Origin of the sequence: Pseudorhodobacter turbinis (assembly GCF_005234135.1) — a bacterium.
Taxonomy (GTDB): domain Bacteria; phylum Pseudomonadota; class Alphaproteobacteria; order Rhodobacterales; family Rhodobacteraceae; genus Pseudorhodobacter; species Pseudorhodobacter turbinis.
On record NZ_CP039964.1, the window covers coordinates 341,025 to 366,946 of the forward strand.

27 protein-coding genes and 1 pseudogene are annotated in these 25,922 nt (G+C 57.5%); 21 read left to right on the forward strand and 7 right to left on the reverse strand.

Features of this window, described 5'->3' with window-relative positions; all coding sequences use genetic code 11:
- The first annotated feature begins 377 nt into the window (after positions 1-377).
- The 19 genes and pseudogenes from EOK75_RS01510 to cysE all read left to right on the forward strand — a co-directional run bounded on the left by EOK75_RS01510 (position 378) and on the right by cysE (position 16,337).
- Positions 378-1,721 (forward strand): DNA-packaging protein, encoded by a 1,344-nt coding sequence (locus EOK75_RS01510; protein WP_205965489.1) that lies wholly within the window; start codon positions 378-380, stop codon positions 1,719-1,721.
- An 89-nt stretch (positions 1,722-1,810) separates the two neighbouring features.
- The gene (locus EOK75_RS01515; RefSeq protein ID WP_137192278.1) at positions 1,811-2,986 is read left to right on the forward strand and encodes a phage portal protein; all 1,176 of its coding nucleotides are present in this window, start codon (positions 1,811-1,813) and stop codon (positions 2,984-2,986) included.
- A complete protein-coding gene (locus EOK75_RS01520) occupies positions 2,983-3,231 on the forward strand; it encodes a GTA head formation protein, RCAP_rcc01685 family (RefSeq protein WP_050527395.1) in 249 nt (82 codons plus the stop codon). The genes EOK75_RS01515 and EOK75_RS01520 overlap by 4 nt, the downstream gene beginning before the upstream one ends.
- Positions 3,232-3,235: 4 nt before the next feature.
- Entirely contained in the window at positions 3,236-3,796 is a 561-nt protein-coding gene (locus EOK75_RS01525) for an HK97 family phage prohead protease (RefSeq protein WP_137192279.1), read from the forward strand.
- Between the two features lie 38 nt (positions 3,797-3,834).
- The gene (locus EOK75_RS01530; protein WP_137192280.1) at positions 3,835-5,031 is read left to right on the forward strand and encodes a phage major capsid protein; all 1,197 of its coding nucleotides are present in this window, start codon (positions 3,835-3,837) and stop codon (positions 5,029-5,031) included.
- A 157-nt stretch (positions 5,032-5,188) separates the two neighbouring features.
- On the forward strand, positions 5,189-5,791 hold the full coding sequence (locus EOK75_RS01535; RefSeq protein ID WP_137192281.1) for a head-tail connector protein: 603 nt from the start codon (positions 5,189-5,191) through the stop codon (positions 5,789-5,791).
- A complete protein-coding gene (locus tag EOK75_RS01540; RefSeq protein WP_137192282.1) occupies positions 5,788-6,126 on the forward strand; it encodes a head-tail adaptor protein in 339 nt (112 codons plus the stop codon). The genes EOK75_RS01535 and EOK75_RS01540 overlap by 4 nt, the downstream gene beginning before the upstream one ends.
- Positions 6,123-6,521, forward strand: coding sequence for a DUF3168 domain-containing protein (locus tag EOK75_RS01545; protein ID WP_137192283.1), 399 nt, complete (start codon positions 6,123-6,125; stop codon positions 6,519-6,521). The genes EOK75_RS01540 and EOK75_RS01545 overlap by 4 nt, the downstream gene beginning before the upstream one ends.
- Positions 6,522-6,566: 45 nt before the next feature.
- A complete protein-coding gene (locus EOK75_RS01550) occupies positions 6,567-6,980 on the forward strand; it encodes a phage major tail protein, TP901-1 family (RefSeq protein WP_137192284.1) in 414 nt (137 codons plus the stop codon).
- Positions 6,980-7,300, forward strand: coding sequence for a gene transfer agent family protein (locus EOK75_RS01555; protein ID WP_137192285.1), 321 nt, complete (start codon positions 6,980-6,982; stop codon positions 7,298-7,300). Before EOK75_RS01550 ends, EOK75_RS01555 begins: the two co-directional genes overlap by 1 nt.
- The gene (locus tag EOK75_RS01560; protein ID WP_137192286.1) at positions 7,297-7,500 is read left to right on the forward strand and encodes a rcc01693 family protein; all 204 of its coding nucleotides are present in this window, start codon (positions 7,297-7,299) and stop codon (positions 7,498-7,500) included. The genes EOK75_RS01555 and EOK75_RS01560 overlap by 4 nt, the downstream gene beginning before the upstream one ends.
- On the forward strand, positions 7,493-8,146 hold the full coding sequence (locus tag EOK75_RS01565) for a phage tail tape measure protein (protein WP_137192287.1): 654 nt from the start codon (positions 7,493-7,495) through the stop codon (positions 8,144-8,146). The genes EOK75_RS01560 and EOK75_RS01565 overlap by 8 nt, the downstream gene beginning before the upstream one ends.
- A gap of 9 nt (positions 8,147-8,155) precedes the next feature.
- On the forward strand, positions 8,156-8,788 hold the full coding sequence (locus tag EOK75_RS01570; protein WP_137192288.1) for a DUF2460 domain-containing protein: 633 nt from the start codon (positions 8,156-8,158) through the stop codon (positions 8,786-8,788).
- A complete protein-coding gene (locus EOK75_RS01575; protein WP_137192289.1) occupies positions 8,785-9,675 on the forward strand; it encodes a DUF2163 domain-containing protein in 891 nt (296 codons plus the stop codon). The genes EOK75_RS01570 and EOK75_RS01575 overlap by 4 nt, the downstream gene beginning before the upstream one ends.
- Positions 9,672-10,106, forward strand: a complete 435-nt coding sequence (locus EOK75_RS01580; protein ID WP_137192290.1) for an NlpC/P60 family protein — start codon at positions 9,672-9,674, stop codon at positions 10,104-10,106. The genes EOK75_RS01575 and EOK75_RS01580 overlap by 4 nt, the downstream gene beginning before the upstream one ends.
- 13 nt (positions 10,107-10,119) lie before the next feature.
- Positions 10,120-13,470, forward strand: a pseudogene (locus tag EOK75_RS01585) (baseplate multidomain protein megatron); the annotation flags it as partial.
- Between the two features lie 71 nt (positions 13,471-13,541).
- Positions 13,542-14,629 (forward strand): IS3 family transposase gene (locus EOK75_RS01590; RefSeq protein WP_137192138.1). Its coding sequence is split into 2 segments (ribosomal slippage): positions 13,542-13,803 and positions 13,803-14,629, totalling 1,089 coding nucleotides; the frame shifts between segments, so codons are not numbered across the junction.
- Positions 14,630-14,717: 88 nt separating this feature from the next.
- Complete coding sequence (locus tag EOK75_RS01595) at positions 14,718-15,218, forward strand: hypothetical protein (protein ID WP_168199113.1); 501 nt, start codon at positions 14,718-14,720, stop codon at positions 15,216-15,218.
- 309 nt (positions 15,219-15,527) lie between these two features.
- Entirely contained in the window at positions 15,528-16,337 is an 810-nt protein-coding gene (cysE, locus tag EOK75_RS01600) for a serine O-acetyltransferase (protein WP_137192293.1), read from the forward strand.
- Positions 16,338-16,597: 260 nt separating this feature from the next.
- Here the strand turns inward: cysE and EOK75_RS01605 are convergent, their stop codons facing one another.
- From EOK75_RS01605 to EOK75_RS01640, 7 genes are all read right to left on the reverse strand, one after another.
- Positions 16,598-17,050, reverse strand: a complete 453-nt coding sequence (locus EOK75_RS01605; protein WP_137192294.1) for an IS1595 family transposase — start codon at positions 17,048-17,050, stop codon at positions 16,598-16,600.
- A gap of 1,178 nt (positions 17,051-18,228) precedes the next feature.
- Complete coding sequence (locus EOK75_RS01615) at positions 18,229-19,521, reverse strand: pyruvate dehydrogenase complex dihydrolipoamide acetyltransferase (RefSeq protein ID WP_137192296.1); 1,293 nt, start codon at positions 19,519-19,521, stop codon at positions 18,229-18,231.
- 12 nt (positions 19,522-19,533) lie between these two features.
- Complete coding sequence (locus EOK75_RS01620; RefSeq protein ID WP_137192297.1) at positions 19,534-20,898, reverse strand: pyruvate dehydrogenase complex E1 component subunit beta; 1,365 nt, start codon at positions 20,896-20,898, stop codon at positions 19,534-19,536.
- A 15-nt stretch (positions 20,899-20,913) separates the two neighbouring features.
- Positions 20,914-21,903, reverse strand: coding sequence for a pyruvate dehydrogenase (acetyl-transferring) E1 component subunit alpha (pdhA, locus tag EOK75_RS01625; RefSeq protein ID WP_137192298.1), 990 nt, complete (start codon positions 21,901-21,903; stop codon positions 20,914-20,916).
- 132 nt (positions 21,904-22,035) lie between these two features.
- Positions 22,036-22,338, reverse strand: a complete 303-nt coding sequence (locus tag EOK75_RS01630) for an FtsB family cell division protein (protein ID WP_137192299.1) — start codon at positions 22,336-22,338, stop codon at positions 22,036-22,038.
- Between the two features lie 116 nt (positions 22,339-22,454).
- Positions 22,455-23,348: a fructose bisphosphate aldolase gene (locus EOK75_RS01635; RefSeq protein WP_137192300.1), complete on the reverse strand. Its 894-nt coding sequence runs from the start codon at positions 23,346-23,348 to the stop codon at positions 22,455-22,457.
- A gap of 133 nt (positions 23,349-23,481) precedes the next feature.
- Positions 23,482-24,675, reverse strand: coding sequence for a phosphoglycerate kinase (locus EOK75_RS01640; RefSeq protein WP_137192301.1), 1,194 nt, complete (start codon positions 24,673-24,675; stop codon positions 23,482-23,484).
- 124 nt (positions 24,676-24,799) lie between these two features.
- Here EOK75_RS01640 and EOK75_RS01645 point away from each other — a divergent pair, with 124 nt between their 5' ends.
- Both EOK75_RS01645 and EOK75_RS01650 read left to right on the forward strand, forming a co-directional pair.
- Complete coding sequence (locus EOK75_RS01645; RefSeq protein ID WP_137192302.1) at positions 24,800-25,306, forward strand: peptidylprolyl isomerase; 507 nt, start codon at positions 24,800-24,802, stop codon at positions 25,304-25,306.
- Positions 25,299-25,910, forward strand: a complete 612-nt coding sequence (locus tag EOK75_RS01650; RefSeq protein ID WP_137192303.1) for a peptidylprolyl isomerase — start codon at positions 25,299-25,301, stop codon at positions 25,908-25,910. Before EOK75_RS01645 ends, EOK75_RS01650 begins: the two co-directional genes overlap by 8 nt.
- Positions 25,911-25,922: the final 12 nt, after the last annotated feature.

The window sequence follows — 25,922 nt, forward strand, 5'->3', positions numbered from 1 at the left end:
ATTTAGGCATGCTAGAAGAAGTGGGCAAGCGGCTCGGGGGTGACCCCGGTGCCGCTTTTTCATTTTTCTCGTGCGGGCAGGCATGAGGCGGGTGCAGGACTACATGACAATAAATTTTCTAACTGGGGATGGGCCGCTGACAGAATTGTTGGCGGCAACAGAAGAAATGTATCGTGACGCCGGGGTTGAACTGGCGCGCGCAGTTAAAGCGGCAAAATCATGTGCCCCGGCAGACGCGAAAGCGGCCCTGCAGGCAGTGCGGGATTTGAAGTCCGCGTTTCAGCTGGCGATGGATGAAAGGAGCAAAATTGACAAAATCCGCAAAGATACAGCCGGGATCATCGGGGAAGAACTCCTCGACCTCGATGCCGCGCGCGATGAAATCGGGAGCAGGCTGGCTCGCCTCCGAAACGCCGGAGGTGGTGGCTGAGTTTCTGGAAGGGCTGAGCGACAATGCGTTGCTGGCCCTGCCTTGGATGTTCGAATTCTGGGCATTGCCACATCAGCTTGCGCCAGAAGGTGCATGGAAAAGCTGGGTGATTATGGGAGGGCGCGGCGCGGGGAAAACCCGCGCCGGTGCCGAATGGGTGCGAAGTATGGTCGAAGGATCGCAGCCCCTTGATGTGGGGCGCGCCCAGCGCGTGGCCCTTGTGGGGGAAAGCGTGGATCAGGTGCGCGACGTCATGATCTTTGGCGATAGCGGTATTCTGGCATGCTCTCCCCCCGACCGCCGCCCGAAGTGGGAGGCGAGCCGTGCACGCTTGCTGTGGCCAAACGGGGCCACGGCAAGCGTTTATTCGGCGCATAACCCTGAAAAATTACGGGGGCCGCAATTTGATGCGGCTTGGGTAGATGAGCTGGCGAAATGGCCCAATGCGCAGAACACTTGGGATATGTTGCAATTCTCGCTGCGGTTGGGCGACCATCCGCAGCAGGTTGTGACGACCACGCCGCGGAATGTGGAGGTGCTAAAGGCGGTGCTAAAGAATCCGTCGACGGTTTCCACCCATGCGCCAACACAGGCCAACCGCGCCAATCTGGCGTCCTCATTCCTTGAGGAGGTAGAACGGCGCTATGCGGGCACCAGCCAAGGCCGACAAGAGCTGGAAGGCATTTTGCTGGAAGAGGCCGATGGTGCGATGTGGAGCCTGACGCAGCTGGAACGGGGCAGGGTAGAGCGTGCGCCTGCCTTGACGCGCATTGTGGTGGCGGTTGATCCACCAGTAACAGGCCATGCGGGGTCGGACGAATGCGGGATCTTGGTTGTGGGGGCCGTGACCGAAGGGCCGCCGCAGACATGGCGGGCCTTTGTGCTGGAGGATGCGAGCGTGAAGGCGGCATCACCGGACACTTGGGCGCGGGCGGCGATTGCGGCCAAGGAACGCTATCAGGCCGACCGCGTGGTGGCAGAGGTCAACCAGGGCGGGGATATGGTGGAAAGCGTTTTGCGCCAAATCGATCCCTTGGTGGCTTACCGCGCCGTGCGGGCCACACGTGGCAAAGCCGTGCGCGCCGAGCCTGTGGCAGCGCTTTATGAGCAGGGCCGCGTTAGCCATCTGCCCAATCTGGGCAAGCTGGAGGACCAGATGTGCTTGATGACCAGCACGGGCTTTCAGGGCAAGGGCAGCCCCGACCGTGTGGATGCGTTGGTTTGGGCCTTGACGGACCTGATCATCGACGCGGGTCAGCACTACCAGCGGCCCACCGTTCGCACACTTTAACACAATTTAATCAAATTGGTTCAGATTTGGTTTCAAGCCGAGGGGGCAACGCTTCGCCCCCCGAGACAAAGACAAAGGAGCTGATCCAGATGGTTTTCGATTTCCTGAAACGTAGTGAGGTTTCGGTGCCGGAGCAAAAGGCATCGGCCGCGGGGCCGGTGATCAACTACTCCGGCTCTGGCCGGGTGGCGTGGAGCCCGCGGGACGTGGTGAGCCTGACTAAGACAGGTTTCCTCGGCAACCCCATCGGGTTTCGTGCGGTCAAGTTGATTGCCGAAACTGCGGCGGCAATGCCCTTGGTTTTGCAAGATTGCGACCGTCGTTACGACATGCATCCGCTGTTGGCGCTGATGAAGCGCCCAAACCAGATGCAGGGCCGTGCAGAGTTGATGGAGGCGCTTTACGGGCAGCTTTTGCTGTCAGGCAACGCCTATATCGAGGCGGTGCAGGGTGCCACGTTGCTGCCGGGAGAGCTGCATGTTCTGCGCTCGGACCGGATGAGCCTGGTTCCCGGCGCGGATGGTTGGCCGGTTGGCTATGACTATACCGTCGGCAACCGCAAACACCGGTTCGATATGACCGGTGGCTTGGCCCCGATATGTCACATCCGGAACTTCCATCCGCATGATGACCATTACGGCTTCTCGCCGATGCAGGCGGCGGCGGTGGCGTTGGATGTCCATGTGGCGGCGTCTCATTGGTCCAAGGCGTTGTTGGACAACGCGGCACGGCCAAGCGGGGCGATTGTTTACAAGGGCGTCGACGGGCAGTCGCAGCTGACGAATGATCAATATGATCGTTTGCTGAACGAGATGGCATCGCATCATCAAGGCGCGCGCAATGCGGGCCGTCCGATGTTGCTGGAGGGTGGGTTGGACTGGAAACCGATGGGGTTTAGCCCCTCGGATATGGAGTTCCAGAAAACCAAAGAAGCCGCAGCGCGTGAAATCGCGATTGCCTTTGGTGTGCCGCCGATGCTTTTGGGCATCCCAGGTGACGCGACCTATGCCAATTACCAAGAGGCCAACCGCGCATTTTTCCGGCTGACGGTTTTGCCCTTGGTGTCCAAGGTAACAGCCTCCCTGTCGCATTGGCTTTCGGGGTTCACCGGTGAGGAGATCGAGTTCAAGGCCGATCTTGACCAAGTGCATGCCTTGGCCTCGGAGCGTGACCAGCAATGGGCGCGGGTCGGGGCGGCAGATTTCCTGACCACGGCAGAAAAACGCGCAATTCTGGGGCTGCCAGCCTTGGCAGAGGATGAATGAGCCTGCGCGGCAAGGATAGCGGTGGCTCCAGGTACCTTTACGACAGTTTTGATGCGGCCACGGCGCGGATCGAAGCGAACGAACGGGTGGCCGAGGAGCGCTGGGTCGGGCTGGAATACAGGCTTGGCCAGATCGAGGGTAGTCTGGATCGCTTGGAAAAGCGGCTTTGGCTGGGGGTTTACGGGGTTACGGCCTTTCTGCTGGCGCAGGGGGCCGAGGCGGTGCTGAAAGCGGCGATGAGGTAGGCGAATGGGATATATGGACAAACATGGCGCACCGGAGCGCAAGTATCACGCCCCCGAAAAGGGGCTGATCGTGACGGATGGTCTGGTGATCGAGGGTTACGCAAGCCTGTTTGGCAAGCGTGACCAAGGCGGGGATGTGGTGCAAAAGGGCGCCTATGCCACCAGCCTAAAGGCGCTGGCGAAAGCCGAGCGGCGGGTCAAGATGCTGTGGCAGCATGATCCGGCACAGCCAATCGGCATTTGGGACGAGGTGCGTGAAGATGGCGTAGGCCTTTACGTCAAGGGCCGAATCTTGCCCGAAGTTGACAAAGGACGCGAGGCGGCGGCTTTGCTTGCTGCGGGCGCGATTGACGGGCTTTCCATCGGCTATCGCACGTTGCGGGCCGAGAAGGATGGCAAGGGCCAACGGCTTTTGTCTGAGTTGGAGCTTTGGGAAGTGTCGCTTGTGACCTTTCCAATGCTGCCAGAGGCGCGGGTAGCGGCAAAAAACGATGAGCTTGCCGATACCTGGCGCGGCGTGGCGCAGATCTTTGAAGATGCGCGCCGGGAGTTGGCCGCCCGCTAGGACGGCTTTCACGACTGAAACCCAAGAAGGAAACGAGAATGACCGAGACAAAGGCTCGGGCCGGGGAAGTTGTCCCTGAGGCCCTGCATCCGGGTGCGGAAGTGAAATCCGCCATGACCGGATTTTTGAAAGAATTCAGCGGCTTTCAGGCCGAGATGAAGACAGCGTTGCAACAACAGGAAGAGCGTATGACCATGCTTGATCGCAAAACAATGACCTACGGACGTCCCGCCCTCTCAGCCCAAGCTGAAGTCGATGTGCCCCATAAGAAGGCTTTTGATGCCTACTTGCGTTCGGGTGATGATGACGGTCTGCGTGGCCTTGTACTGGAAGGCAAAGCGCTGAACACGGCGGTGAATGCCGAGGGTGGCTTTCTGGTCGATCCACAGACCGCAGAGACCATCCGTTCAAGCCTGAAATCGACGTCTTCGATCCGCGCTGTTGCGAATGTGGTGCAGGTTGAGGCTACGTCTTTTGACGTGCTGATCGACCATACCGATGTAGGCTCGGGCTGGGCGACGGAAACCGGCGCGATGGTCGAGACCGGTACACCTGCGATTGAACGCATCTCTATCCCGCTGCATGAGCTTTCGGCATTGCCCAAGGCTAGCCAGCGTTTGCTGGATGATAGCGCCTTTGACGTGGAAGGTTGGCTTGCTGGGCGCATCGCGGACAAATTCATGCGCGCCGAGGCTGCTTCTTTTGTGGCAGGCGACGGTGTGGACAAACCGCGCGGCTTCTTGAACCACGCGAAGGTTGCCGATGGCTCGTGGACTTGGGGTAATCTGGGTTACATCGCGACCGGCGAGGCGGGCGACTTTTTGGGCTCCAACCCAGCCGATGCGATTGTTGATCTGGTCTATGCACTTGACGCAACCTACCGTGCCAACGCGACATTCGTGATGAACTCCAAGACGGCTGGTGCTGTGCGTAAGATGAAGGATGCCGATGGTCGCTTCCTGTGGTCCGACGGCCTTGCCGCCGGGGAGCCGGCCCGTCTGATGGGTTATCCGGTGCTGATCGCCGAGGATATGCCCGATATCACGGCCAACGCTTATGGCATCGCCTTTGGTGATTTCGCCAGCGGCTATACCATTGCCGAACGCCCTGACCTGCGCGTTATGCGGGACCCCTTCAGCGCCAAACCGCATGTTCTGTTCTATGCCACCAAGCGTGTGGGCGGCGATGTTTCCGACTTTGCAGCGATCAAACTTCTGAAATTCGCAGTGTCCTAAGGGGTCCCTGCGAATGGCCCAGCCCTTCGGGGCTGGGTCTTGGGTACGCACTTGGGGTTCGACCCTAACCCGGGTTGTCTAGCTGCTCCCTCCGCCCGAGCGATGCGGGGTGCGTGCCCAAACTTTTTATTTGCGGCAAAAATATCGGAGAAACGAAATGATGTTGATCGAGCAAACAACGGTTCCCTCAGCGGCGTTGCCGGTGATGGCGTTGAAATACCATTTGCGGCTTGGCACCGGGTTTGCCGATGACGAGATGCAGGATGGCTTGATGGAAAGCTATCTGCGGGCCGCGATGGCCGCGATTGAAGGACGGATCGGCAAGGTGTTGATCTCTCGTGAATATAAATGGAGCGTTGAGGACTGGCGCACGGGGTGTGAGCAGGCTTTGCCGGTGGCACCGGTTTCCAGCATCACGCAGGTTACAATGTTGGATCGGGATGGACTGGCCGAGGTTGTACCTGCTGAGAAATACCGTCTGGTGCAGGATATGCACCGGCCAAAGCTGCGGGCAAGGGGGTACATGCTGCCATCCATCCCGACGGATGGGCGCGTGGAAATCGAATTCGTCGCGGGTTTTGGCCCGGCCTGGAACGATGTCCCATCCGATTTGGGGCAGGCGGTGTTGTTGCTTGCTGCCGAATACTATGAGCGTCGCCATGAGGGCGGCTTGCGGTCTAACGGTGGCCTGCCGCTGGGCGTGATCACATTGATCGAACGTTGGCGCACGGTCCGCGTATTGGGAGGGGCTGGGGCATGACGGCGGTTCATTTATCCCGCGCTCTGGTTCTGGAAAGCCCGGTTGAGGTTTCGGATGGCATGGGCGGTTTCACTCTGACATGGGAACCCTTGGGTACGCTTTGGGCATCGGTGCTGCCTGGCACGGGCCGCGATGCAGCGGGTGAGGAAGTGGTTCTGTCCACGGTGCCTTACCGCATTACGGTGCGGGGCGCGCCACAAGGCGCACCATCGCGGCCAAAGGTCGGCCAGCGGTTTCGCGATAACATGCGGGTTTTCTCTATTCTTGCGGTGACCGAGCGGAACGATAGCGGACAATATCTTGTCTGCTTTGTGGAAGAGGAGATTCTTGCATGAGCTATGGATCAGCGGCGGCGCTTCAGTCCGCGATTTATGGGCGTCTGAGTTCGGACCCCCGGTTAACGGGCGTGTCAGTGGTGGATGCGGTGCCGACAGGTGGCGGTGAGGGTACTTTCGTGCTGATCGGCCCCGAGGAAGTCTATGACCAATCCGACAAATCCGGGGGCGGTGCAGAACACCGGCTGACCGTCGCCGTGATCAGCAGCGCTACTGGTTTTGCAGCGGCGAAAACGGTTGCTGTCGCGGTGTCGGATGCACTGGTGGATGCGCCCTTGACGCTTACGCGCGGTCGGTTGGTGAGCCTGCATTTTCGGCGGGCCAAAGCGGTGCGGCTGGACGAGGGCGGCGCGCGGCGGATTGATCTGAGCTTTCGGGCACGGATCGAGGATTGAGGCTTTGGCCCTATGGGGCGCGACTTTTTAAAATGGAGATAAGCAATGGCTGTGCAAAGTGGCAAGGATCTGTTGATCAAGCTGGATATGGATGGGGACGGCAGTTTTGAGACGATCGCGGGCCTGCGGGCGACGCGGATCAGCTTTAATGCCGAAACGGTTGATGTGACCAGCCTTGAAAGCCAGGGTGGCTGGCGAGAGCTTCTGGCGGGTGCAGGTGTGAAGACCGCCTCGATTTCCGGCTCTGGCGTTTTTCGCGATGCGGGTACGGATGAACGCGCGCGCCAGATCTTCTTTGATGGGGAAATCCCGCGATTTCAGGTGATTATCCCTGATTTTGGTGTGGTCGAGGGGCCGTTCCAATTGTCGTCGATTGAATACTCGGGCAGCCACAATAATGAGGCAACCTATGAGTTGTCGATGGCCTCGGCCGGCGCTTTGACGTTCACGGCGCTATAATGGCGAACCCTTGGACAGGCGAAGTTGCGGTTGTGCTGGATGGCACGCGGCATGTGGCCAAGCTCACACTCGGGGCGCTGGCCGCATTGGAGGCGGTGCTGGAAACTGGTTCCCTGATCGAACTGGTCGAACGGTTTGAGGCAGGGCGCTTTTCCACCCGTGATGTCTTGGCGCTTTTGGTTGCCGGTCTGCGTGGTGGTGGCTGGCAAGGCACAGCTGCCGATTTGCGCACGGTGGAAATCGGGGGCGGTCCGGTAGAGGCGGCACGGGTTGCGGCGGTGCTGCTGGCGCGGGCTTTCTCGGTGCCGGGTGAGGCATGACAGGCATCGATTGGGCGGGGCTGATGCAAGTGGGTTTGCATGGCTTGGGGATGCAGCCGCAGGACTTCTGGCGGCTGACCCCGGTGGAGCTGCGGATAAAGCTCGGGGCTGCGGCCAGTGCCGCGCCCTTGACCCGCGCGCGCCTTGAAGATTTGGCGCGTGCTTTTCCTGACGTAAAAAAGGAAACGGAACATGGCTGATATCGAAGACCTGGAAGACCAGATCGCGGCGCTTGAAGTGTCGCTTGACGGGGCCGGCAGCATGGTCTCGGCGTTTGATGGTGAATTGGCACGGATGCGCGACAGCCTGGTGTTTACCGGACGAGAAGTGAACACCCTGTCCAACAGTATCGGCGGCGGGCTACGGCGGGCATTTGACGGTGTGGTGTTTGATGGCTTGAAGCTGTCGGATGCGCTGAAGGGCGTCGCACAGACGATGATGGATACGGTCTACTCGGTCGCGATGAAACCGGTACAAAATGCATTGGGCGGCTTGGTTGCGAACGGGCTGAACTCGGCTTTGGGCGGCATAATGCCCTTTGCCGACGGCGGGGCCTTTACCCAAGGCCGCGTGATGCCTTTCGCCAAAGGCGGGGTTGTGTCGTCCCCTACTAATTTCCCGATGCGGGGCGGCATGGGCTTGATGGGTGAAGCGGGGCCGGAGGCGATTATGCCATTGGCGCGTGGCGCTGACGGGCGCTTGGGTGTGCAGGCCGGTGGCGGCGGGCGACCGGTAACGGTGGTGATGAATATCTCCAGCCCCGATGTCGGAGGCTTTCAGCGCAGTCAAAGCCAGATCGCGGCACAGGCCGCCCGCGCGTTATCGCGCGGTCAACGCAACAGGTAGGGGTAAGACATGGGATTTCATGAAATACGATTTCCGGCAAACCTGAGCTTTGGTTCGGTTGGTGGGCCGGAACGGCGCACCGAGATTGTGACATTGGCCAATGGCTTTGAAGAACGCAACAGCTTGTGGGCCCATTCGCGTCGGCGCTATGACGCAGGGGTCAGCTTGCGTAGTCTTGATGATGTGGAATCTCTGATCGCATTTTACGAGGCGCGGCGGGGTCAGTTGTATGGTTTTCGCTGGAAGGACTGGTCGGATTACAAATCCTGCCTGCCCTCAAAGCAACCAACAGCGATGGACCAGTCAATCGGTCTTGGTGATGGGACGCGGCGCACGTTCCAACTGACAAAGACTTATGTTTCAGGTGGCCAAAGCTATTCCCGTCCCGTGGTGAAGCCGGTCTTGGGCACCGTTCTGGTGGCAATCTCGGGTGATCCAAAGGTGGAGACGATTGAGTTTTTCGTTGATGTCACGACGGGAGTTGTCAGCTTTCCGACGCCCCCTGATGAAGGGGTTCGCATTACGGCGGGGTTTGAATTTGACGTGCCGGTGCGGTTTGACACGGACGCCGTTCAAACCTCGGTCTCATCCTTTAAGGCGGGTGATATGCCATCCGTCCCTGTGGTGGAGGTTCGGGTATGACGACGGGCAAAGACGGCCTTTTGGCGCATCTTGAAAGTGGGACGACCACGGTTTGCCATGCTTGGGGGATCGAACGCAAAGACGGGATGTGGTTCGGGTTTACAGACCATGACTGTGATCTTGTCTTTGGCGGGCAGGTCTATAAGGCCAATTCCGGGCTGACAGCACGCGCGTTGCAACAGACCACGGGTCTGTCAGTAGATAATACAGAGGCAACAGGCGCCTTGTCGGATTTGGCGGTGACAGAAGCCGATATTCTGGCTGGCCGTTTCGACGGGGCGGCTTTGACCGGTTGGCAGGTGAATTGGGCCAACCCCGAGGATCGCGCGCTTACCTTTCGGGGCACTATCGGAGAGTTATCACGCGCCGGCGGCGCCTTTCAGGCCGAATTGCGCGGGTTGACCGAAAGCTTGAACCAACCGCAGGGGCGCGCGTTCCAGCGCAGCTGTGCTGCTGTTTTGGGGGATGCCAAATGCGGGTTTGATCTGACACAGCCGGGGTTTTCGGAAGAGATTCCGTTGGAAACCGTGACGCAGAACCGGATATTCCGGTTTTCGGGCCTGTCGGAACATAGTGATCGCTGGTTCGAGAAGGGTCGTTTGACAGTATTGTCTGGTGCGGCGAAGGGCTTGGTCTCGATTATCAAGAATGATCGTCTGGAAGATGGTCAGCGGGTGATCGAGTTGTGGCAACAAATCACCCTGCCGTTGCTGGAAGGGGACATGCTGCGGCTTGAGGCGGGATGTGATAAACGCGGGACAACCTGCCAATTGAAATTCGCCAACTTCGTGAACTTTCGTGGGTTCCCTGATATTCCTGGCGAGGATTGGCTGACCTCCTATCCCGTTTCGACGCAAACGAACACCGGCGGGAGTTTGGTACGATGACGCCGTATCAAGCCCGTATTGTCACAGAGGCGCAGGCTTGGATCGGCACGCCGTATATACATCAAGCCAGCAGCAAGGGCGCGGGCACGGATTGCCTTGGCCTGCTGCGCGGGGTTTGGCGTGCGATGCGCGGGCCGGAGCCTGAAGTGGTGCCTGCCTATACGCCTGACTGGTCCGAGCCGAGCCGCGATGAAGTGTTGATGCGTGCGGCCTGTCGTTGGCTACGGCGAAAGCCTTTGGGTGATGTTTCACCGGGTGATATTTTGTTGTTTCGGATGCGAAATGGAAGCGTTGCCAAACACTTGGGAATTGTAGGTGATGTTTCACCTCAGCCCAAGTTTATCCATGCCTATACAGGGCATGGAGTGATTGAAAGCCCGCTGTCAGAGCCGTGGGCACGGCGCATCGCTGCGCGATTTGAATTTCCATAAAGGAGTGCTGTAAATGGCGACGATTCTGCTGTCAGCTGTTGGGGCCGCCGCCGGGGCGGGTTTTGGGGGCACCGTTTTGGGCCTGTCTGGTGCGGTCATTGGCCGGGCCGTCGGGGCAACATTGGGCCGGGTGATTGATCAGCGCTTGATGGGTGCCGGGTCTGAAGCTGTGGAAACAGGGCGGATCGAACGCTTTCGTTTGACCGGCGCGTCGGAAGGCGCGTCCGTGCCGCAGGTTTACGGACGCATGCGTGTGGCGGGGCATGTTATCTGGGCAACGCAGTTCTCGGAAACCTCGTCGACAAATCGTAGCGGCGGGAAGGGCGCACCACAGCAGAGCGTGACCAGCTACTCTTATACCGTCAGCTTTGCGGTTGCCTTATGTGAGGGAGAGATTTCAACCGTTGGCCGAATATGGGCGGATGGTATCGAGCTGGACCCTGACAGTCTGAACCTGCGTATTTACCGCGGGACAGAGGATCAGCTGCCGGATCCAAAGATCGAGGCAGTAGAAGGCCTGGGCAATGCGCCGGCCTATCGCGGGATTGCCTATATCGTGGTGGAAGACCTTGATATATCTCGGTTCGGCAGCCGTGTACCACAGTTTACATTTGAAGTCGTGCGCCCGGCCCAAGGTCAATATGCCCACACGACGACCGATCTTTCGCGCGCAATTCAGGCCGTGGCAATGATGCCGGGCACGGGCGAATATGCTTTGGCTACAACGGCATTGCATTACAACGATGGACCGGGCCTGAGTCGCAGCGCGAATGTGAACTCGCCTTCGGGTAAGGCGGATTTTGCGACCTCTTTGCAGCAAATGCGGGGAGAGTTGCCGAATGTCGGCTCTGTCTCGTTGATCGTGTCATGGTTTGGCGGGGATCTGCGCTGTGGGGAATGCTTGGTTCAGCCCAAGGTGGAGCAAAAGGAGCAAGACGCAGAGAAGATGGCCTGGCGCTCTGGTGGCATTGGCCGCAGCCAGGCCCTTGAAATTGAGAAAGAAGCCGGGCGCTCTGTCTATGGTGGAACGCCTTCGGATGCGTCTGTTATTGAGGCCGTCAAAGCTGTGCGCGAAGGCGGGCAGGAGGTGATGTTCTATCCCTTCATCTTGATGGATCAGCTGTCAGGAAACACACTGCCGGACCCTTATTCTGACACAACCACCCAGTCAGTTCTACCATGGCGCGGACGTATTACGCTTTCAAAGGCACCGGGTCGTGACGGGGGGGCGGATCGAACATCGGCGGCTGAAATGGAAGTGGCGGATTTCTTTGGCACGGCGCAGGCAAGCGATTTCACGGTCAACGGCGATGTCGTGTCCTATAGCGGGCCGAGCGAATGGCGTTATCGTCGGTTCATCCTGCACTATGCCCATCTTTGCGCGGCTGCGGGCGGCGTTGAGTCTTTTTGTATCGGTTCCGAAATGCGAGGGCTGACCCAAATTCGCGGGCAGGGGGATAGTTTTCCTGCCGTTGAAGCAATGTGCCAATTGGCAGCAGATGTGCGCGCCATTTTGGGTGCGGAAACACAGATCACCTATGCGGCGGATTGGTCGGAGTACTTTGGCTACCAGACGGGTGGAAATGTGTATTTTCACCTCGATCCGCTTTGGGCAGATCCGAACATCGACTTTATCGGTATCGACAATTACATGCCGCTTTCGGATTGGCGTGACGACGATAGCCAGGCGGATTCTGCGTTCTCCTCTGTGTATGATTTGGACTACTTGCGCAGCAATGTGATGGGTGGTGAAGGCTATGACTGGTATTACGACAGCATTGAAGGTGAGGTTGCGCAACGGCGCTTGCCGATCACAGATGGGGCGCATGATGAGCCTTGGATCTATCGTTACAAAGACCTGAAAAACTGGTGGCTGAATGCGCACCACAATCGCATTGATGGCGAGCGGGCGCTTGTGTCTACCGAATGGATTCCGCAGTCAAAGCCGATCTGGTTTACTGAATACGGCTGTGCCGCGATCAACAATGGGACCAACCAACCCAACAAGTTTTTGGACCCGAAATCATCTGAATCGAGCCTGCCCAAATACTCTAACGGTCGGCGCGATGATATGATCCAGATGCAATACCTTCGGGCGATGGCACTGGAATGGGCGGATCCGGCAAGCAACCCGATATCGGTAATCTACGAAGAGCCGATGGTCGATATGTCACGCGCGCACGCCTGGGCTTGGGATGCGCGACCCTTTCCGCAGTTTCCCAATAATGGGGATCTTTGGTCTGATGGGGAAAACTATTCGCGTGGTCACTGGCTGACCGGGCGTAGCACAAGCCAACCGCTGGATCTGGTCGTGGCGGAAATTTGCGAACGCTCCGGTGTGCGCGATTTCGATGTTTCGGGCCTGTTCGGCGTGGTGCGGGGTTATACGCCCGAAGGGGTCGGATCGGCACGGGCCGCTGTGCAGCCATTAATGCTGGCTTACGGCTTTGAAGCGATCGAGCGCGACGGTGTGTTGTTCTTTCAGATGCGGGGCAAAAAGCCTGCGATTTCTGTTGATACAGAACGGCTTGTCGAGACCTCTTCGCTTGACGGGATCATCGAAACCTTGCGCACCCCGGAGGCGGAGACCGCAGGGCGGGTTCGGCTGAACTTCATTGAGGCAGAGGCTGATTTCGGAAACCGGCAAGTCGAAGCCATTTTTCCGGACGAAGAGAGCTTTGGCGTATCGCAAAGTGAACTGTCTATCGCGCTGACGGATAATGAGGGCCGAAGCATCGCTGAGCGCTGGTTGTCAGAGGCACGGGTGGCCCGTGATACGGCGCGATTTGCGCTACCGCGCTCTTTGGCAAATTTGGGGGCTGGGGATGTTGTTGATCTTGACGGTCAGGCCTACCGGATTGACAGGGTAGAGCAGTCGGAATCCGCCTTGGTTGAGGCGGTTCGCATGGAACGGTCTGTCTATACGCCATCGGATACTTTTGAGGATCGCCGCCAGGTCAATACATTTGTGCCGCCAACTCCGGTTTATCCGCTCTTTCTGGATTTGCCGCTGATGACGGGGGATGAGGTGCCATATGCGCCGCATATTGCCGTGGCCGCACGTCCTTGGCCGCAATCAGTAGGGGTTTGGAGCGCATCATCTGATGCCGGTTATGCGGTCAACCAGATCATCACGCGACCTGCGGTGCTTGGCGTCACACAAACCGAATTGGCCACTGCGGAATCCGGATTATGGGATCGTGGCGCGCCGCTGCGCATCAAGCTTAGCAACGGTGCATTGTCGTCTGCAGACAGTCGTGCGGTCTTGGCCGGTGCAAATGCGATGGCAATCGGCGATGGAAGCTCTGGTAATTGGGAGATCATCCAGTTTGAGCAAGCCAATCTGATCGAGCCGGGGGTCTATGGTAATCCCCCCCGAAAGTAAGGGGCTGCGGAAGTAGAATTTTCTCGGCAAGATGAACGAGGAGATTTTGAATGAAAATGACCAGATATAGCGAACCCCAGATCCTTGCGATCCTGCGCCAAGCCGAAGGTGGTGTGCCGGTGGCCGAGCTTTGCCGTGAACATGGCATGAGCAATGCGTCGTTTTACAAATGGCGTGCGAAGTATGGTGGCATGGATGCATCCATGGTCAGCCAGATGAAAGCCATGGAGGAAGAGAACCGCAGGCTGAAGCGGATGTATGCAGATCTGAGCATGCAGGCGGACTTATTGAAGGAAGCCCTCGGAAAAAAGTAACGGGGCCATCTCAGCGCCGCGAGATGGCCGAAACGGCGGTAGAGCGACGGGGCGTCAGCATCGCGCTGGCGTGCCGGGCCTTCGAGGTCAGCGAGACCTGCTATCGTTACAGCCCGAAGCTGAAAGACGAGAACGAGGTGATCGCCGATCTGCTGACAGGGCTGACGGATGCGCGCAAGACTTGGGGATTTGGCCTGTGTTTCCTGCATTTGCGCAACGTGAAGGGGCATCCGTGGAACCACAAGCGGGTCTACCGGATCTACTGTGAGCTGGAACTGAACCTGCGCATCAAGCCGCGCAAGCGGCTGAAACGGGAGAAGCCTGACGTTCTGGCGGTCCCGAACAGACCGAATGTGACCTGGTCCATGGACTTCATGGCGGATCGCCTCGGCGACGGCAGGGCTTTTCGGCTTTTGAATGTGTTGGACGACTTCAACCGCGAAGGGCTGGGGATCGAGGTTGATTTCTCGCTCCCTGCCGAACGGGTCATCCGCAGCCTTGATCGCATTATCGAATGGCGCGGAAAACCGGGCACGATCAGGGTCGACAATGGGCCGGAATATATCAGCGAAACACTGAGAAAATGGGCTGAGAAACATAGTGTTACGATCCAGCACATCCAACCCGGACAGCCCCAGCAGAACGCCTATGTCGAGCGCTACAACCGGACGGTTCGGCATGAATGGCTGGATCAATACATCATCGAAAGCATCGAGGAGGCTCAGGATCAGGCCACACAATGGCTCTGGACATATAACAACGACCGCCCGAACATGGGCATCGGCGGCATCACACCCGCTATGAAACTGAAAATGGCCGCGTAAGTTCTACAGATGCACCCCGTTAAAAAGGGGGCGATTACCCTATGAGATTAACCACCGGCTGCGAGGGCAGCTTGGTACTGACGGTATAATGCCCGGAGTTTGGCCGATAGGCAGTATGGTTATCTTGCTTGATGATGCTTTGACCCAGATTGATCTTCTGGCGTCCGAGCGTGGTCTGGCGCGGCACTACCGTATTGGGGCACTGGCGCGCGGGGTTGATGATCCAAACGTCGTTCACCGTATCGAAGCGTTTTCGGGCATTGGTTTAAGGCCATATTCGCCCGCTCATCTACGCGCAAAATCCTTGCCGGGTGGTGACCGTGAGGTAACCTGGGTACGGCGGACCCGGATTGATGGGGACAGCTGGGAATCCTTCGAGGTTCCATTGGGAGAAACGCAGGAGCAATATCTGGTTCGGATTGTGGTCTCGGGGGCTATCGTACGCGAGCAGGTGGTAACGCAACCAAGCTGGACCTATTCCAATGCGCAGTTCGCGGCAGATGCGGCGGCAGGTGGGACGCTTATGGTGGCGCAAATCTCGGATCGGTTCGGACCGGGGCCATTCGCATCGATGAGCCTTGCGGCATGACCGCGCAGGTCTGTGCCCTTCGGTTCTCGGTATAAACTTTGGCTTTTGACAAGCATGGAGAGGGCGGTTTTGACTACTCTCTCCATGCCTATAGTGTTTTCGTCGTTATATAGAGTGGCTCCTATTGTCCCGAAAAGTCACGGCATGATTTTGCAAGCCCATCTCACGATGGGAACTGCTGCTTTCAGTGGGTAGGTAAAGGAACGTCTGGAAACTGAGGCTGATCAGGGTTAAGTGATCTTTCCGACAGTGGACCATGGGGATGAATTTACCTTATAGTCAGGGTTGATGGTAAACGAAGAGGCCGCTATGCACGAGCAGAAACAACAGATCACATCGCTTGATCCCGTGTGGCAGCGTATTTGTGATGAGGCTGTGCAAGCCGTCGCAACGGAACCGCTCATGGGCGGCTTGATCCATTCCAGCGTCTTGCATCATGCATCTCTGGAGCGCGCCTTGGCCTTTCGCTTTGCACTCAAACTCGCATCGGGAGAGATGAGCGAACAAATCTTGCGTGAAATTGCGGATGCGGCCTTTGTAGCCGATCCAACACTGGGCCAGATCGCACGGGCAGACATAGCTGCTGTGTATGAGCGTGACCCCGCCTGCAATCGCCTTTTGCAACCGTTATTGTTCCTTAAAGGGTTTCAGGCAGTTCAGGCCTTCCGCATCGGCCATTGGCTGTGGACGCAAGGGCGGCAGGATTTGGCATTGTTTGTACAAATGCGGGTGTCTGAGGTGTTCGGCGTTGATATCCACCCTAATGCGAAGCTTGGGTGCGGGATCATGATTGACCATGCGCATTCCATCGTAATTGGTGAAACCGCGGTGATTGGCGATAATGTCTCCATGCTGCACTCGGTCACTTTGGGCGGTACTGGCAAGGTAGATGGTGATCGTCATCCCAAAATCGGAGATGGCGTATTGATCGGTGCTGGGGCCAAGGTTTTGGGCAATATCACGATTGGCCATTGCTCCCGGATTGCGGCTGGATCGGTTGTATTAAGCGATATACCTCCTTGCAAGACCGTGGCCGGTATCCCCGCGCGAGTTGTAGGGGAAGCGGGTTGCGATCAGCCATCTATCATGATGAACCAAGTGTTTGATAGCACAGATTAATGTAGAAAAAGGGGCAATGAATGCGGTTTTCACCTGTCGCGTTTGTGACAGTACCGGATTATGCGTTTTTGCCGTAAGTAAGTCTTGGTACGTGGGCTCGCGCTCATGTGTTGGTAAAGCGGTAGAATTAAACTTGGACCTGTCGATTACAAATAGACCTGCAAATTCAGTGCGTGACAAAAGCCCAGCTGTAATGCGTTGACGCATTCCCGCTTGGGGCTTTTTTCTTTAGTAGTGTCCGCATATTGTGTTGGTAAGTGTCAAACGGCGCGCAAAAGATCACCAGGGCGCACCTTGCTGACGCGGCCGACGAACCATTGAAGATAACCTTCAAGGTATTTTGAGGCAGGCCCCCTGAAAGGTTTGATGAACTCTTTGTATCGTGAATGAAGATTGTTGATGTTATGTATGTGATAGGTCTTGGAAGCGGTCTTCTGTCCTGGCTTGGCCTTGATAACGCGGTGCTCAATGCCTCTATATTCCGCGAAAGCGGCATAGCCATCCAACCCGTCCGAGCAAAGTACGGAGTCAGCGGCAATGATCGGCTCGAGAGCCATATGGATGGCGCCGTTCGAGCGTCCAGATATGCGCCGAAAGCGACTGGCGCCGCCTCGATCTGCCACCGTGATGTCGGGACGGGCATAGTTATGCCAAAACCCCTGTTTTGGTTTACCACGGAGCGGGATAAGTTTTGCCACATAGGCGTACAGCATTGAATTAAAACAATTTTGGCCGAATGAAATATTTCGGCCAAAATTTACGAAATGACCTTGGATGCCGGTGCTCTGGTCATGAAATCCTGAAGAAACCGCTGTGTCTGTTGATCCCGATTGACGAAACGCGGGTTAGTAGGTCGCTGCAGTTCAAAGCCGCAGCATCAGAAGTAGTCAAATTGTAGGTCCCGTGTCTGGCAGGTTTTCGTTTTTTGCGCGGTCCTCTTTCTGAGACCGCGCCGAAACGAAAACACGGCCGAACAGAGGCCCCGATGGCGTGGATTGCACCCATTCTATGCGCAGGCTTCCGACGCATAAAATGGCATCTTCATCAGGTAGGCCATGCTGTTATGACAAAACCCAACATCGAGAAATTCGCCACGCTGGACTTTGAAGCATCCAGCTTGTCACAGGAAAGCTGGCCGATTGAGGTTGGTCTGTCGTGGTTGGCTGACGGTGAAGTGCAAACGTGGAGCACATTGATCCGACCTACACCAGGCCGTTCGCCACGCGCGACGACTGACGCGAGCGCAAAGTCGTCAGTTGGTCGGTTTTCACCGTTTGCTGACGCTGGAGCACGTCGACGACCCTGACCGAATCGAGAGCGATCTCTTTGCCCAGATCAATTTTTCTTACGAGTTTGTCGATGAGTGTTGTTCTCTGTCTGATAAGCTCCGCGCGTTGCCCCGCAGATACTTAACCCATTCACGAGACCCTTTGCGGGACTCTCGATGGTAGGTCTCGTAGGCCTCCACTATCCCCGAGAATGCGTCCGCCGATGCGCCTTCGAAGCAAAGGCCGCTTAAATGAGCAATCGGAGCGGCACGAATGCGTGACAGGGGCATTTATGGTCGGATTGGTGTGCTGCCCGAACGTAAAGGCATAAACATGAACCATGAATAGTTGTAGCGTCTATACCGCGAAGAGGGGCCATCGGTGACATGACCGCATGGACGCAAACGCGCCACGCGTACGCCAATGCAAGCTGCCGGGTATCCCAACGCGTGATGGCCACTGGACTTCCTGTCCGAGAGGTTCGGGCCTTCCCGCAAAATCCACATTCTCACACAAAAAAAACGCTGCTGGAAACCAATCCAGCAGCGTTGATTTTATATGTCCTACAGTCGAGAATCCGCCAGCAATACGCAACAGAACCCTTTTCCTGTTTGTGCGACGGATCAGGCCAGCATAGACATCGGGTTTTCCAGATTATCGATCACGGCCTTGAGGAATTGCGCCCCCAAAGCGCCGTCAATAACACGGTGATCTACCGAGAGCGTCATCGACATGACTGTTGCCACGGCAATCTCCCCCGCAGCATTCACCACCGGCTTTTTCACGCCTGCACCAACGGCCAAAATCGATCCGTGTGGCGGGTTGATAACCGCATCGAAATTATCCACCCCCATCATCCCGAGGTTTGAAATCGCAAAGCTGCCGCCTTGATATTCATGCGGTGCCAGTTTTTTGGTTTTCGCGCGCGATGCCAGATCCTTCATCTCGGCCGAAAGGGTCGAGAGGGATTTTTGATGTGCATCGCGCAAGACCGGCGTGAACAAGCCCCCCTCAATCGCAACGGCAACCGCCACATCCGACGGTTTCAGCTTCAAGATCCGGTCACCGGCCCAAACCGCATTGCAGTCCGGCACGGCTTGCAAGGCATTGGCACAGGCCTTGATGATGAAGTCATTGACCGACAGCTTGATCTCGCGCCCTTCCAACTGCTTGTTAAGCGTGGCACGGAAGGCCATCAGCGCATCTAGCTGCACATCGCGGCGCAGATAGAAATGCGGGATGGTTTGCTTGGCTTCGGTCAGGCGGGCCGCGATGGTCCGGCGCATACCGTCCAGCGTAACTTCCTCATAGTCGCGATCGGCGAACATCTTCTTTACCGTATCGGCTGTGGCACCACTGGCCGGTGCCGCAGAGGCCGCTGGGGCAGGGGCTGTCGCGACTGGCGCGGAAATGGCCGGTTTTGCCCCCTCGACATCCGCCTTTACGATCCGCCCATGCGGGCCGGATCCGGTGATCTGCGTCAGATCAATGCCCTTGTCCGCAGCAATACGCCGCGCCAGCGGTGAGGCAAAGACGCGTGCGCCAGCTGCTTTGGGCGCCGCAGGGGCGGCCGTCGCCGTGGCTTTAGGGGCAGCAGCTGCTTCGGCTTTTGGTGCCTCTGCAGGCGCCGCCTCGGCCTTGGCGGGGGCGATATCCGCGGCAGAGGCATCCTCGCCCTCTTCCAGCAGAACCGCGATAGGGGTGTTCACTTTCACCCCGGCGCTGCCTTCGGCAACCAGAATTTTCCCGACGATACCTTCATCGACCGCTTCAAATTCCATCGTCGCCTTGTCGGTTTCAATCTCGGCCATGATATCGCCGGATTTGACGGTATCACCTTCCTTGATCAACCATTTCGCCAATGTGCCTTCTTCCATCGTGGGTGAAAGCGCGGGCATCAAGATTTGCGTAGCCATTTGCGTTTCTCCTTACCGGTAGCAGACAGATTTAACAGCCTCGACCACTTCCGCGGCCGTGATCAGTGCATGTTTTTCGAGGTTCGCCGCATAGGGCATCGGTACATCCTTGCCTGTGCAATTGATCACCGGCGCATCGAGGTAATCGAAGGCCTTTTCCATGATCGTCGCGGACAAATGGTTGCCGATGGCGCCCACGGGCCAGCCTTCCTCAACCGTGACACAGCGATTGGTTTTCTGAACCGAGGCCAGAACCGTGTCGTAATCAATCGGGCGCAGGGTACGCAGATCGATCACTTCCGCTGAAATACCATCCTCGGCCAGCTTGTCAGCCGCCTCCAGCGCATAGGTCATGCCGATGCCAAATGAAACGATGGTGACATCCGTGCCTTCGCGCCAGATACGCGCCTTGCCAAACGGAATGGTGAAATCTTCCAGATCTGGCACCTCAAAGGATTTGCCATACATGATCTCGTTTTCAAGGAAGATCACCGGGTTCGGATCGCGGATCGCCTGTTTGAGCAAGCCTTTCGCATCCGATGCCGAATAGGGCATGACCACTTTCAACCCGGGAACCGCGGCATACCAAGCGGCATAGCATTGGCTGTGCTGCGCACCAACGCGGGCGGCGGCACCATTGGCACCCCGGAACACAATCGGACACCCCATCTGCCCGCCCGACATATAAAGCGTCTTGGCGGCAGAGTTCAGGATCTGGTCAATCGCCTGCATGGCAAAGTTGAAGGTCATGAACTCTACAATAGGGTTCAGACCGGCAAAGGCAGACCCTACAGCGATGCCGGCAAAGCCGTGTTCGGTGATCGGTGTGTCGACCACGCGCTTGGGACCGAATTCATCCAGCAACCCTTGCGAGATCTTGTAAGCGCCCTGATATTCGCCAACCTCCTCGCCCATCAAATAGACACGGTCGTTGCTGCGCATCTCTTCGGCCATCGCCTCGCGCAAGGCTTCGCGCACGGTCATGGTCTTCATGGGCGTGCCTTCGGGCCAATCTGGCGAGGCTTTGGATTTTACGTCCGCGGGGACCGACGGTGCGGCGGCTGCAGCTTTTGGCTCAGGGGCGGCTTGAGGTGCCTCGGCTGCGGGTGCTGCCTGCACGTCATCGGCGCTTTCGCCTTCTTCGACCAGCACGGCGATGGGTGTATTCACCTTCACGCCTGCGGTGCCTTCGGCGACCAAAAGCTTGCCGACGATACCTTCGTCAACCGCTTCAAATTCCATCGTCGCCTTGTCGGTTTCAATTTCGGCCATGATATCGCCGGATTTAACGGTGTCGCCCTCTTTGACCAACCATTTGGCCAAAGTGCCCTCTTCCATCGTGGGTGAAAGGGCCGGCATTAGGATTTGCGTTGCCATGTGTGTGTATCCCCCTCAGGCGTAAATATCTGTCCAGAGCTCTTCCAACGCGGGCTCCGGGCTTTCTTTGGCAAATTCGGCGCTCTCATTGACGACTGCCTTGATGTCTTTGTCGATGGCCTTGAGGTCATCATCCGTCGCATGACCGCCCTGAACCAAAAGATCGCGCACATGTTCGATGGCGTCTTTTTCATCGCGCATCTTTTGCACCTCTTCGCGGGTGCGGTATTTCGCGGGGTCAGACATGGAATGGCCACGGTAGCGGTAGGTGTTCATTTCCAAAATATAGGGACCGTCGCCGGCGCGGCACACGGCCACAGCTTTTTCAGCAGCGGCCTTCACGGCCAGAACATCCATGCCGTCCACGGCCTCACCCTTGATGCCGTAAGCCGCACCACGTTCCCAAAGCGAAGGCGATTTTGTGGAGCGTTTCATGCTGGTGCCCATGGCGTATTGGTTGTTTTCAATAACGAAAACCACCGGAAGGTTCCAAAGCTCGGCCATGTTATAGGCTTCATAAACCTGACCTTGGTTCGCCGCGCCATCGCCGAAATAGGTAAAGGACACATTGTCATTGCCCAGATATTTATCGGCAAAGGCCAGTCCGGCCCCCAGCGGCACCTGCGCGCCAACAATCCCGTGACCGCCGTAAAAGTGCTTTTCCTTGGAGAACATGTGCATAGAGCCACCTTTCCCCTTGGAATAGCCGCCCTCACGCCCCGTCAACTCGGCCATAACGCCCTTTGGGTCCATCCCACAGGCCAACATATGACCATGGTCGCGGTAAGAGGTGATGCGCTTGTCGCCTTCTTTGGCGGCGGCTTCGATGCCGACAACCACGGCCTCTTGCCCGATGTAGAGGTGGCAAAAACCGCCAATCAACCCCATCCCGTAAAGTTGCCCTGCTTTTTCCTCGAAACGACGGATCAGCAGCATTTCCTTGTAAAAGCCCAACAGCTCTTCTTTGGATGTGTTCGGTTTCGCGGTTTTCTTCGGTACGGCCATAGGTCGCACTCCCCCCAACTTTGCATGTAGTTCAGTATTAAACTATCGAGGGCAATACGGAAAAACAAGGAAAAAACTTGCAAGCATCCGTCGGCTTGGCGCCGTTAAGGAAAGATAGGCTTGGGGTGGGGGTTAGCGGATAACGATCTCATCGGCGCGCAGGTAGCCCAGCACATCGCGGGCCTGCTCATCCAGAAGATCAAGATCAAGGTAGCTGTCTGAAAGGCGCAAGGTCAGGTTTTGCATCCGCTCCAGCTCGGCGCGCAGCTTGTCGCGCTGCTCGGTCAGGCTGCGTTCCTCGGCGCGAAGTTGCACCTGACGGAAAACACCGTAATCGCCCTGCACGGCGGCAAACGTAAAATAGCCGCCAAGAGAGACGGCAGCCATCATCAATAAAAGTGATGTAATTGCGGGGCGTGATTTCTGGGTCGTCATATTTTGCCTCAACTCCCCATGTTGTTCGGGGGTGGTTTTGATAATGGCACAGACGAATCACAAAAGGAATCCCCCCGAAGGGAAACTCCTTATTATTTTACCGATCCGGCCGGAAATTAGCCTGCGACAGAGGCGGCGTGGATCGCGTCGATTGCTTTGGCAAGCGTTGCGTCGAACTCTGCATCGGTCTGCCCTGCGTTCAGCCCTTCGGAAAGCGCACGGCTAAAGCTGGCGATCATGCCTGCGTTTTGCGACAGCATCCGGTTTGCTTCATCCCGCGAATACCCACCCGAGAGGGCGACAACCTTCATCACCGCAGGGTGATCCACCAAAGCTTTGTAATGATTTGCTTTTGTGGGCAAAGACAGCTTGAGCATGACCTTTTGACCAGCAGGCAGCGCGTCCAGATGGCGCAAGATTGCGTCGCGCAGCAGCTCTTCGGCCTCTGCCTTGTCGGCGATGGTGATGGTGACCTCGGGCTCCAAAATTGGCATCAGTCCAGCGGCAGTAACCTCTGCCCCCAAGGCGAATTGCTGGGCAACGATCGCCTCAATGCCCTTTGGGTTGGCCGCATTAATGACAGAACGTTCCTTGGTGCCGAAAATGCCCGCCTTTGCCGCACGTGCCAAAAGCTCGGTAAGGCCGGGGATGGGCTTTAGCAGCTGCACGCCGTTGGCCTCATCCTCAAGCCCCTTGTCGATTTTCAAAAAAGGCACAACGCCGCGTTTTTCCCACAGGTATTGTGCGGTGGGAATCCCGTCGACGTCGCGGTCCATGGTTGCTTCAAACAAGATCGCGCCGACAACTTTTTCGCCATTAAATGCAGGCGACTTCATGATCCGGGCGCGCATGGCGTGAACCATATCGAACATCTCGGCGTCGGTGCTATAGGCGCTTTCCTCAACGCCATAAAGCCGCAGCGCCTTGGGGGTGGAGCCGCCGCTTTGATCCAACGCCGCGATAAAGCCTGCGCCTTTGGTCATATGTTCGGCCATTTTGGTCTTCGCCATCGTCAAATCCTTATCTGTTCACGAAAGGGCCCGAAGCCCGATTGAAAGCGGACATAGCCCTAAGCGCGGATGCGTTCAATTCTGTTGGCGCTAACGACTTGCGAAAGGCCGGAGAAATCCCGTTCGGGTTGTGTCAATCCTTGAGGACGGCAACGCCGGGGAGATCCTTGCCCTCCATCCACTCCAGGAACGCACCGCCTGCGCTCGAAATATAGGTGAATTGATCCGCGACCCCTGCTTTGTTCAGCGCGGCCACGGTGTCACCGCCGCCCGCAACCGAGACAAGGCTGCCTTCGCCCGTCAAAGCGCCGGCCTTTTGTGCGGCAGTATTGGTGGCCGCGTCAAAGGGAGAGATTTCAAACGCACCCAGCGGGCCGTTCCAGATCAAGGTGCGGGAATTGGTGAATACCTCGGCGATATGGGCGACGCTTTCAGGGCCGGCATCAAGGATCATCGCATCCTCGGGGCAGGCGCTTGCAGGCAAAACCTCAGAGGCGGCGCCTTCCTTGAACTCACGCGCGACCACGATATCGCTTGGCAGGTGGATGGTGCAGCCGGCCTGTTTTGCCTTGGCAAGAATTTCAAGCGCTGTTTCGGTCATGTCCCGTTCGGCAAGGGATTTTCCGACCTCGATCCCTTGTGCCACCAGAAAGGTATTGGCCATGCCGCCGCCGATGATCAGATGATCGACCTTGGTCACAAGGTTGCCCAGCAGGTCCAGCTTGGTCGAAACCTTGGCCCCGCCAACGACGGCCGCCACCGGACGGGCAGGGTTGCCCAAAGCGGCCTCTAGCGCTGTCAACTCGGCTTGCATCAAACGGCCTGCGCAATTGGGCAAAAGCCGGGCAATCGCCTCGGTGCTGGCATGGGCGCGGTGTGCGGCCGAAAACGCATCATTGACATAGACATCGCCCAAGGCGGCCATGCTTGCGGCCAGCATCGCGTCGTTTTTCTCTTCGCCTGCATGGAAACGGGTATTTTCCAACAAGACCACCTCTTTGACCCCCATCGCGGCCACGGCCGTTTTCGCAGGTGCGCCGATGCAGTCACTGGCAAAGCTCACCTTAACATCACCCAAAGCGGCTTGGAGGGCCGGGACCACCTGGTCCAGGCTCATCTCTGGCACCACGGCCCCCTTGGGCCGACCGAAATGCGCCAGCAGCACGGGCTTGCCGCCCTTGGCCAGAATATCCGCCACCGTCGGGATGATCCGCTCAATACGGGTGGCATCCGTTACCTTGCCGCCGGACATGGGCACGTTCAAATCCACCCGCACCAGCGCAACTTTGCCGTTCAAGTCCATGTCATCCAGTGTTTTCCAAGCCATCTCGGCCTCCATGCGTTCTGTTGCCCCTTTCCACCCTATCCCTGCACCCGCGTCAATGGTTAGCCCTTTTCATCGCGGCCATGGATGATTAGGTTGCGCCACATAAAAGCAACAGGAGCGCCAAATGGCCGATATCAAAGACCCCGAAAACACGATCCTGATGGAACTCAAGAACGGTACCGTCGTGATTGAACTGCTTGCAGACGTCGCACCGGAACATACCAAACGTATGAAAGAGCTGGCCCGTGAAGGCGCTTATGACAACGTTTGCTTTCACCGCGTGATCGACGGCTTCATGGCCCAGACCGGCGATGTAGAGCACGGCGATATGGAAGACGGCTTTAATGTGCGCCGCGCAGGAACGGGCGGTTCCGACAAGCCCGACCTTCCGGCAGAGTTTTCCAAGCTGCCCCACGCGCGCGGCACTTTGGGGGCGGCACGTTCGTCGAACCCGAACTCGGCCAACAGCCAGTTTTTCATTAACTTCAAAGACAATGATTTCCTGAACGGGCAATACACGGTTTATGGCCGCGTGATTTCCGGGATGGAACATGTGGATGCGATCGTCAAAGGCGAGCCACCCGAAGCGCCTGACCGCATGATCTCGGTCAAGGTTGCCGCTGATGCGTAAGGACACGCTGATCGCAGGCGGTTTCTTTGCAGTCGGGCTGGCGGTTTTGGGGGGCTGGACGCTCTCCCAAACCGCGACACCCGCGATGGCGCAGGCTGTTGACGGCCCCGGCCCGAACCTTGTGATTGAGATGGACGGCGATGCAAAAGGCACGGTCGTGATCGACATGCTGCCCGATCTGGCGCCTAAGCATGTGACCCAGATCACGACGCTGGCCGAAAAAGGCGCCTATGATGGCGTCGTTTTCCACCGCGTGATCAACGGCTTCATGGCCCAGACCGGCGATGTGCAATACGGTCAGTCCAGTGGTGATACGTCGCGCGCAGGTATGGGTGGGTCCGACCTGCCAAATATCCCGGCAGAGTTTTCAGATGAAAGCTTTGCGCGCGGCATCGTCGGCATGGCCCGCAGCCAAAGCCCCGATTCCGCCAATAGCCAGTTCTTCATCATGTTCGCGCCGGGACCGTTTTTGGATGGTCAGTATACGGTCGTGGGCCGCGTGATTGATGGCATGGATGTGGTCGATCAGATCAAACTGGGTGCCGGAAGCAATGGCGAGGTTTCCGACCCCGACAAGATGGTTTCCGTAACCGTTCAGAGATAATAAATTGGCCCA

Excerpts from the sequence above, each read along its gene's own strand:
- EOK75_RS01630 (WP_137192299.1), bottom strand. The coding sequence starts at position 22,338 with ATGACGACCCAGAAATCACGCCCCGCAATTACATCACTTTTATTGATG.
- EOK75_RS01515 (WP_137192278.1), top strand. The coding sequence starts at position 1,811 with ATGGTTTTCGATTTCCTGAAACGTAGTGAGGTTTCGGTGCCGGAGCAA.
- EOK75_RS01595 (WP_168199113.1), top strand. The coding sequence starts at position 14,718 with ATGCCCGGAGTTTGGCCGATAGGCAGTATGGTTATCTTGCTTGATGAT.
- EOK75_RS01575 (WP_137192289.1), top strand. The coding sequence starts at position 8,785 with ATGACGACGGGCAAAGACGGCCTTTTGGCGCATCTTGAAAGTGGGACG.
- EOK75_RS01645 (WP_137192302.1), top strand. The coding sequence starts at position 24,800 with ATGGCCGATATCAAAGACCCCGAAAACACGATCCTGATGGAACTCAAG.
- EOK75_RS01605 (WP_137192294.1), bottom strand. The coding sequence starts at position 17,050 with ATGCTGTACGCCTATGTGGCAAAACTTATCCCGCTCCGTGGTAAACCA.
- EOK75_RS01545 (WP_137192283.1), top strand. The coding sequence starts at position 6,123 with ATGAGCTATGGATCAGCGGCGGCGCTTCAGTCCGCGATTTATGGGCGT.
- EOK75_RS01580 (WP_137192290.1), top strand. The coding sequence starts at position 9,672 with ATGACGCCGTATCAAGCCCGTATTGTCACAGAGGCGCAGGCTTGGATC.
- EOK75_RS01530 (WP_137192280.1), top strand. The coding sequence starts at position 3,835 with ATGACCGAGACAAAGGCTCGGGCCGGGGAAGTTGTCCCTGAGGCCCTG.
- EOK75_RS01620 (WP_137192297.1), bottom strand. The coding sequence starts at position 20,898 with ATGGCAACGCAAATCCTAATGCCGGCCCTTTCACCCACGATGGAAGAG.
- EOK75_RS01555 (WP_137192285.1), top strand. The coding sequence starts at position 6,980 with ATGGCGAACCCTTGGACAGGCGAAGTTGCGGTTGTGCTGGATGGCACG.
- EOK75_RS01540 (WP_137192282.1), top strand. The coding sequence starts at position 5,788 with ATGACGGCGGTTCATTTATCCCGCGCTCTGGTTCTGGAAAGCCCGGTT.
- EOK75_RS01525 (WP_137192279.1), top strand. The coding sequence starts at position 3,236 with ATGGGATATATGGACAAACATGGCGCACCGGAGCGCAAGTATCACGCC.
- EOK75_RS01570 (WP_137192288.1), top strand. The coding sequence starts at position 8,156 with ATGGGATTTCATGAAATACGATTTCCGGCAAACCTGAGCTTTGGTTCG.
- EOK75_RS01535 (WP_137192281.1), top strand. The coding sequence starts at position 5,189 with ATGATGTTGATCGAGCAAACAACGGTTCCCTCAGCGGCGTTGCCGGTG.
- EOK75_RS01640 (WP_137192301.1), bottom strand. The coding sequence starts at position 24,675 with ATGGCTTGGAAAACACTGGATGACATGGACTTGAACGGCAAAGTTGCG.
- EOK75_RS01565 (WP_137192287.1), top strand. The coding sequence starts at position 7,493 with ATGGCTGATATCGAAGACCTGGAAGACCAGATCGCGGCGCTTGAAGTG.
- cysE (WP_137192293.1), top strand. The coding sequence starts at position 15,528 with ATGCACGAGCAGAAACAACAGATCACATCGCTTGATCCCGTGTGGCAG.
- pdhA (WP_137192298.1), bottom strand. The coding sequence starts at position 21,903 with ATGGCCGTACCGAAGAAAACCGCGAAACCGAACACATCCAAAGAAGAG.
- EOK75_RS01635 (WP_137192300.1), bottom strand. The coding sequence starts at position 23,348 with ATGGCGAAGACCAAAATGGCCGAACATATGACCAAAGGCGCAGGCTTT.
- EOK75_RS01615 (WP_137192296.1), bottom strand. The coding sequence starts at position 19,521 with ATGGCTACGCAAATCTTGATGCCCGCGCTTTCACCCACGATGGAAGAA.
- EOK75_RS01550 (WP_137192284.1), top strand. The coding sequence starts at position 6,567 with ATGGCTGTGCAAAGTGGCAAGGATCTGTTGATCAAGCTGGATATGGAT.
- EOK75_RS01510 (WP_205965489.1), top strand. The coding sequence starts at position 378 with ATGAAATCGGGAGCAGGCTGGCTCGCCTCCGAAACGCCGGAGGTGGTG.
- EOK75_RS01650 (WP_137192303.1), top strand. The coding sequence starts at position 25,299 with ATGCGTAAGGACACGCTGATCGCAGGCGGTTTCTTTGCAGTCGGGCTG.
- EOK75_RS01560 (WP_137192286.1), top strand. The coding sequence starts at position 7,297 with ATGACAGGCATCGATTGGGCGGGGCTGATGCAAGTGGGTTTGCATGGC.
- EOK75_RS01520 (WP_050527395.1), top strand. The coding sequence starts at position 2,983 with ATGAGCCTGCGCGGCAAGGATAGCGGTGGCTCCAGGTACCTTTACGAC.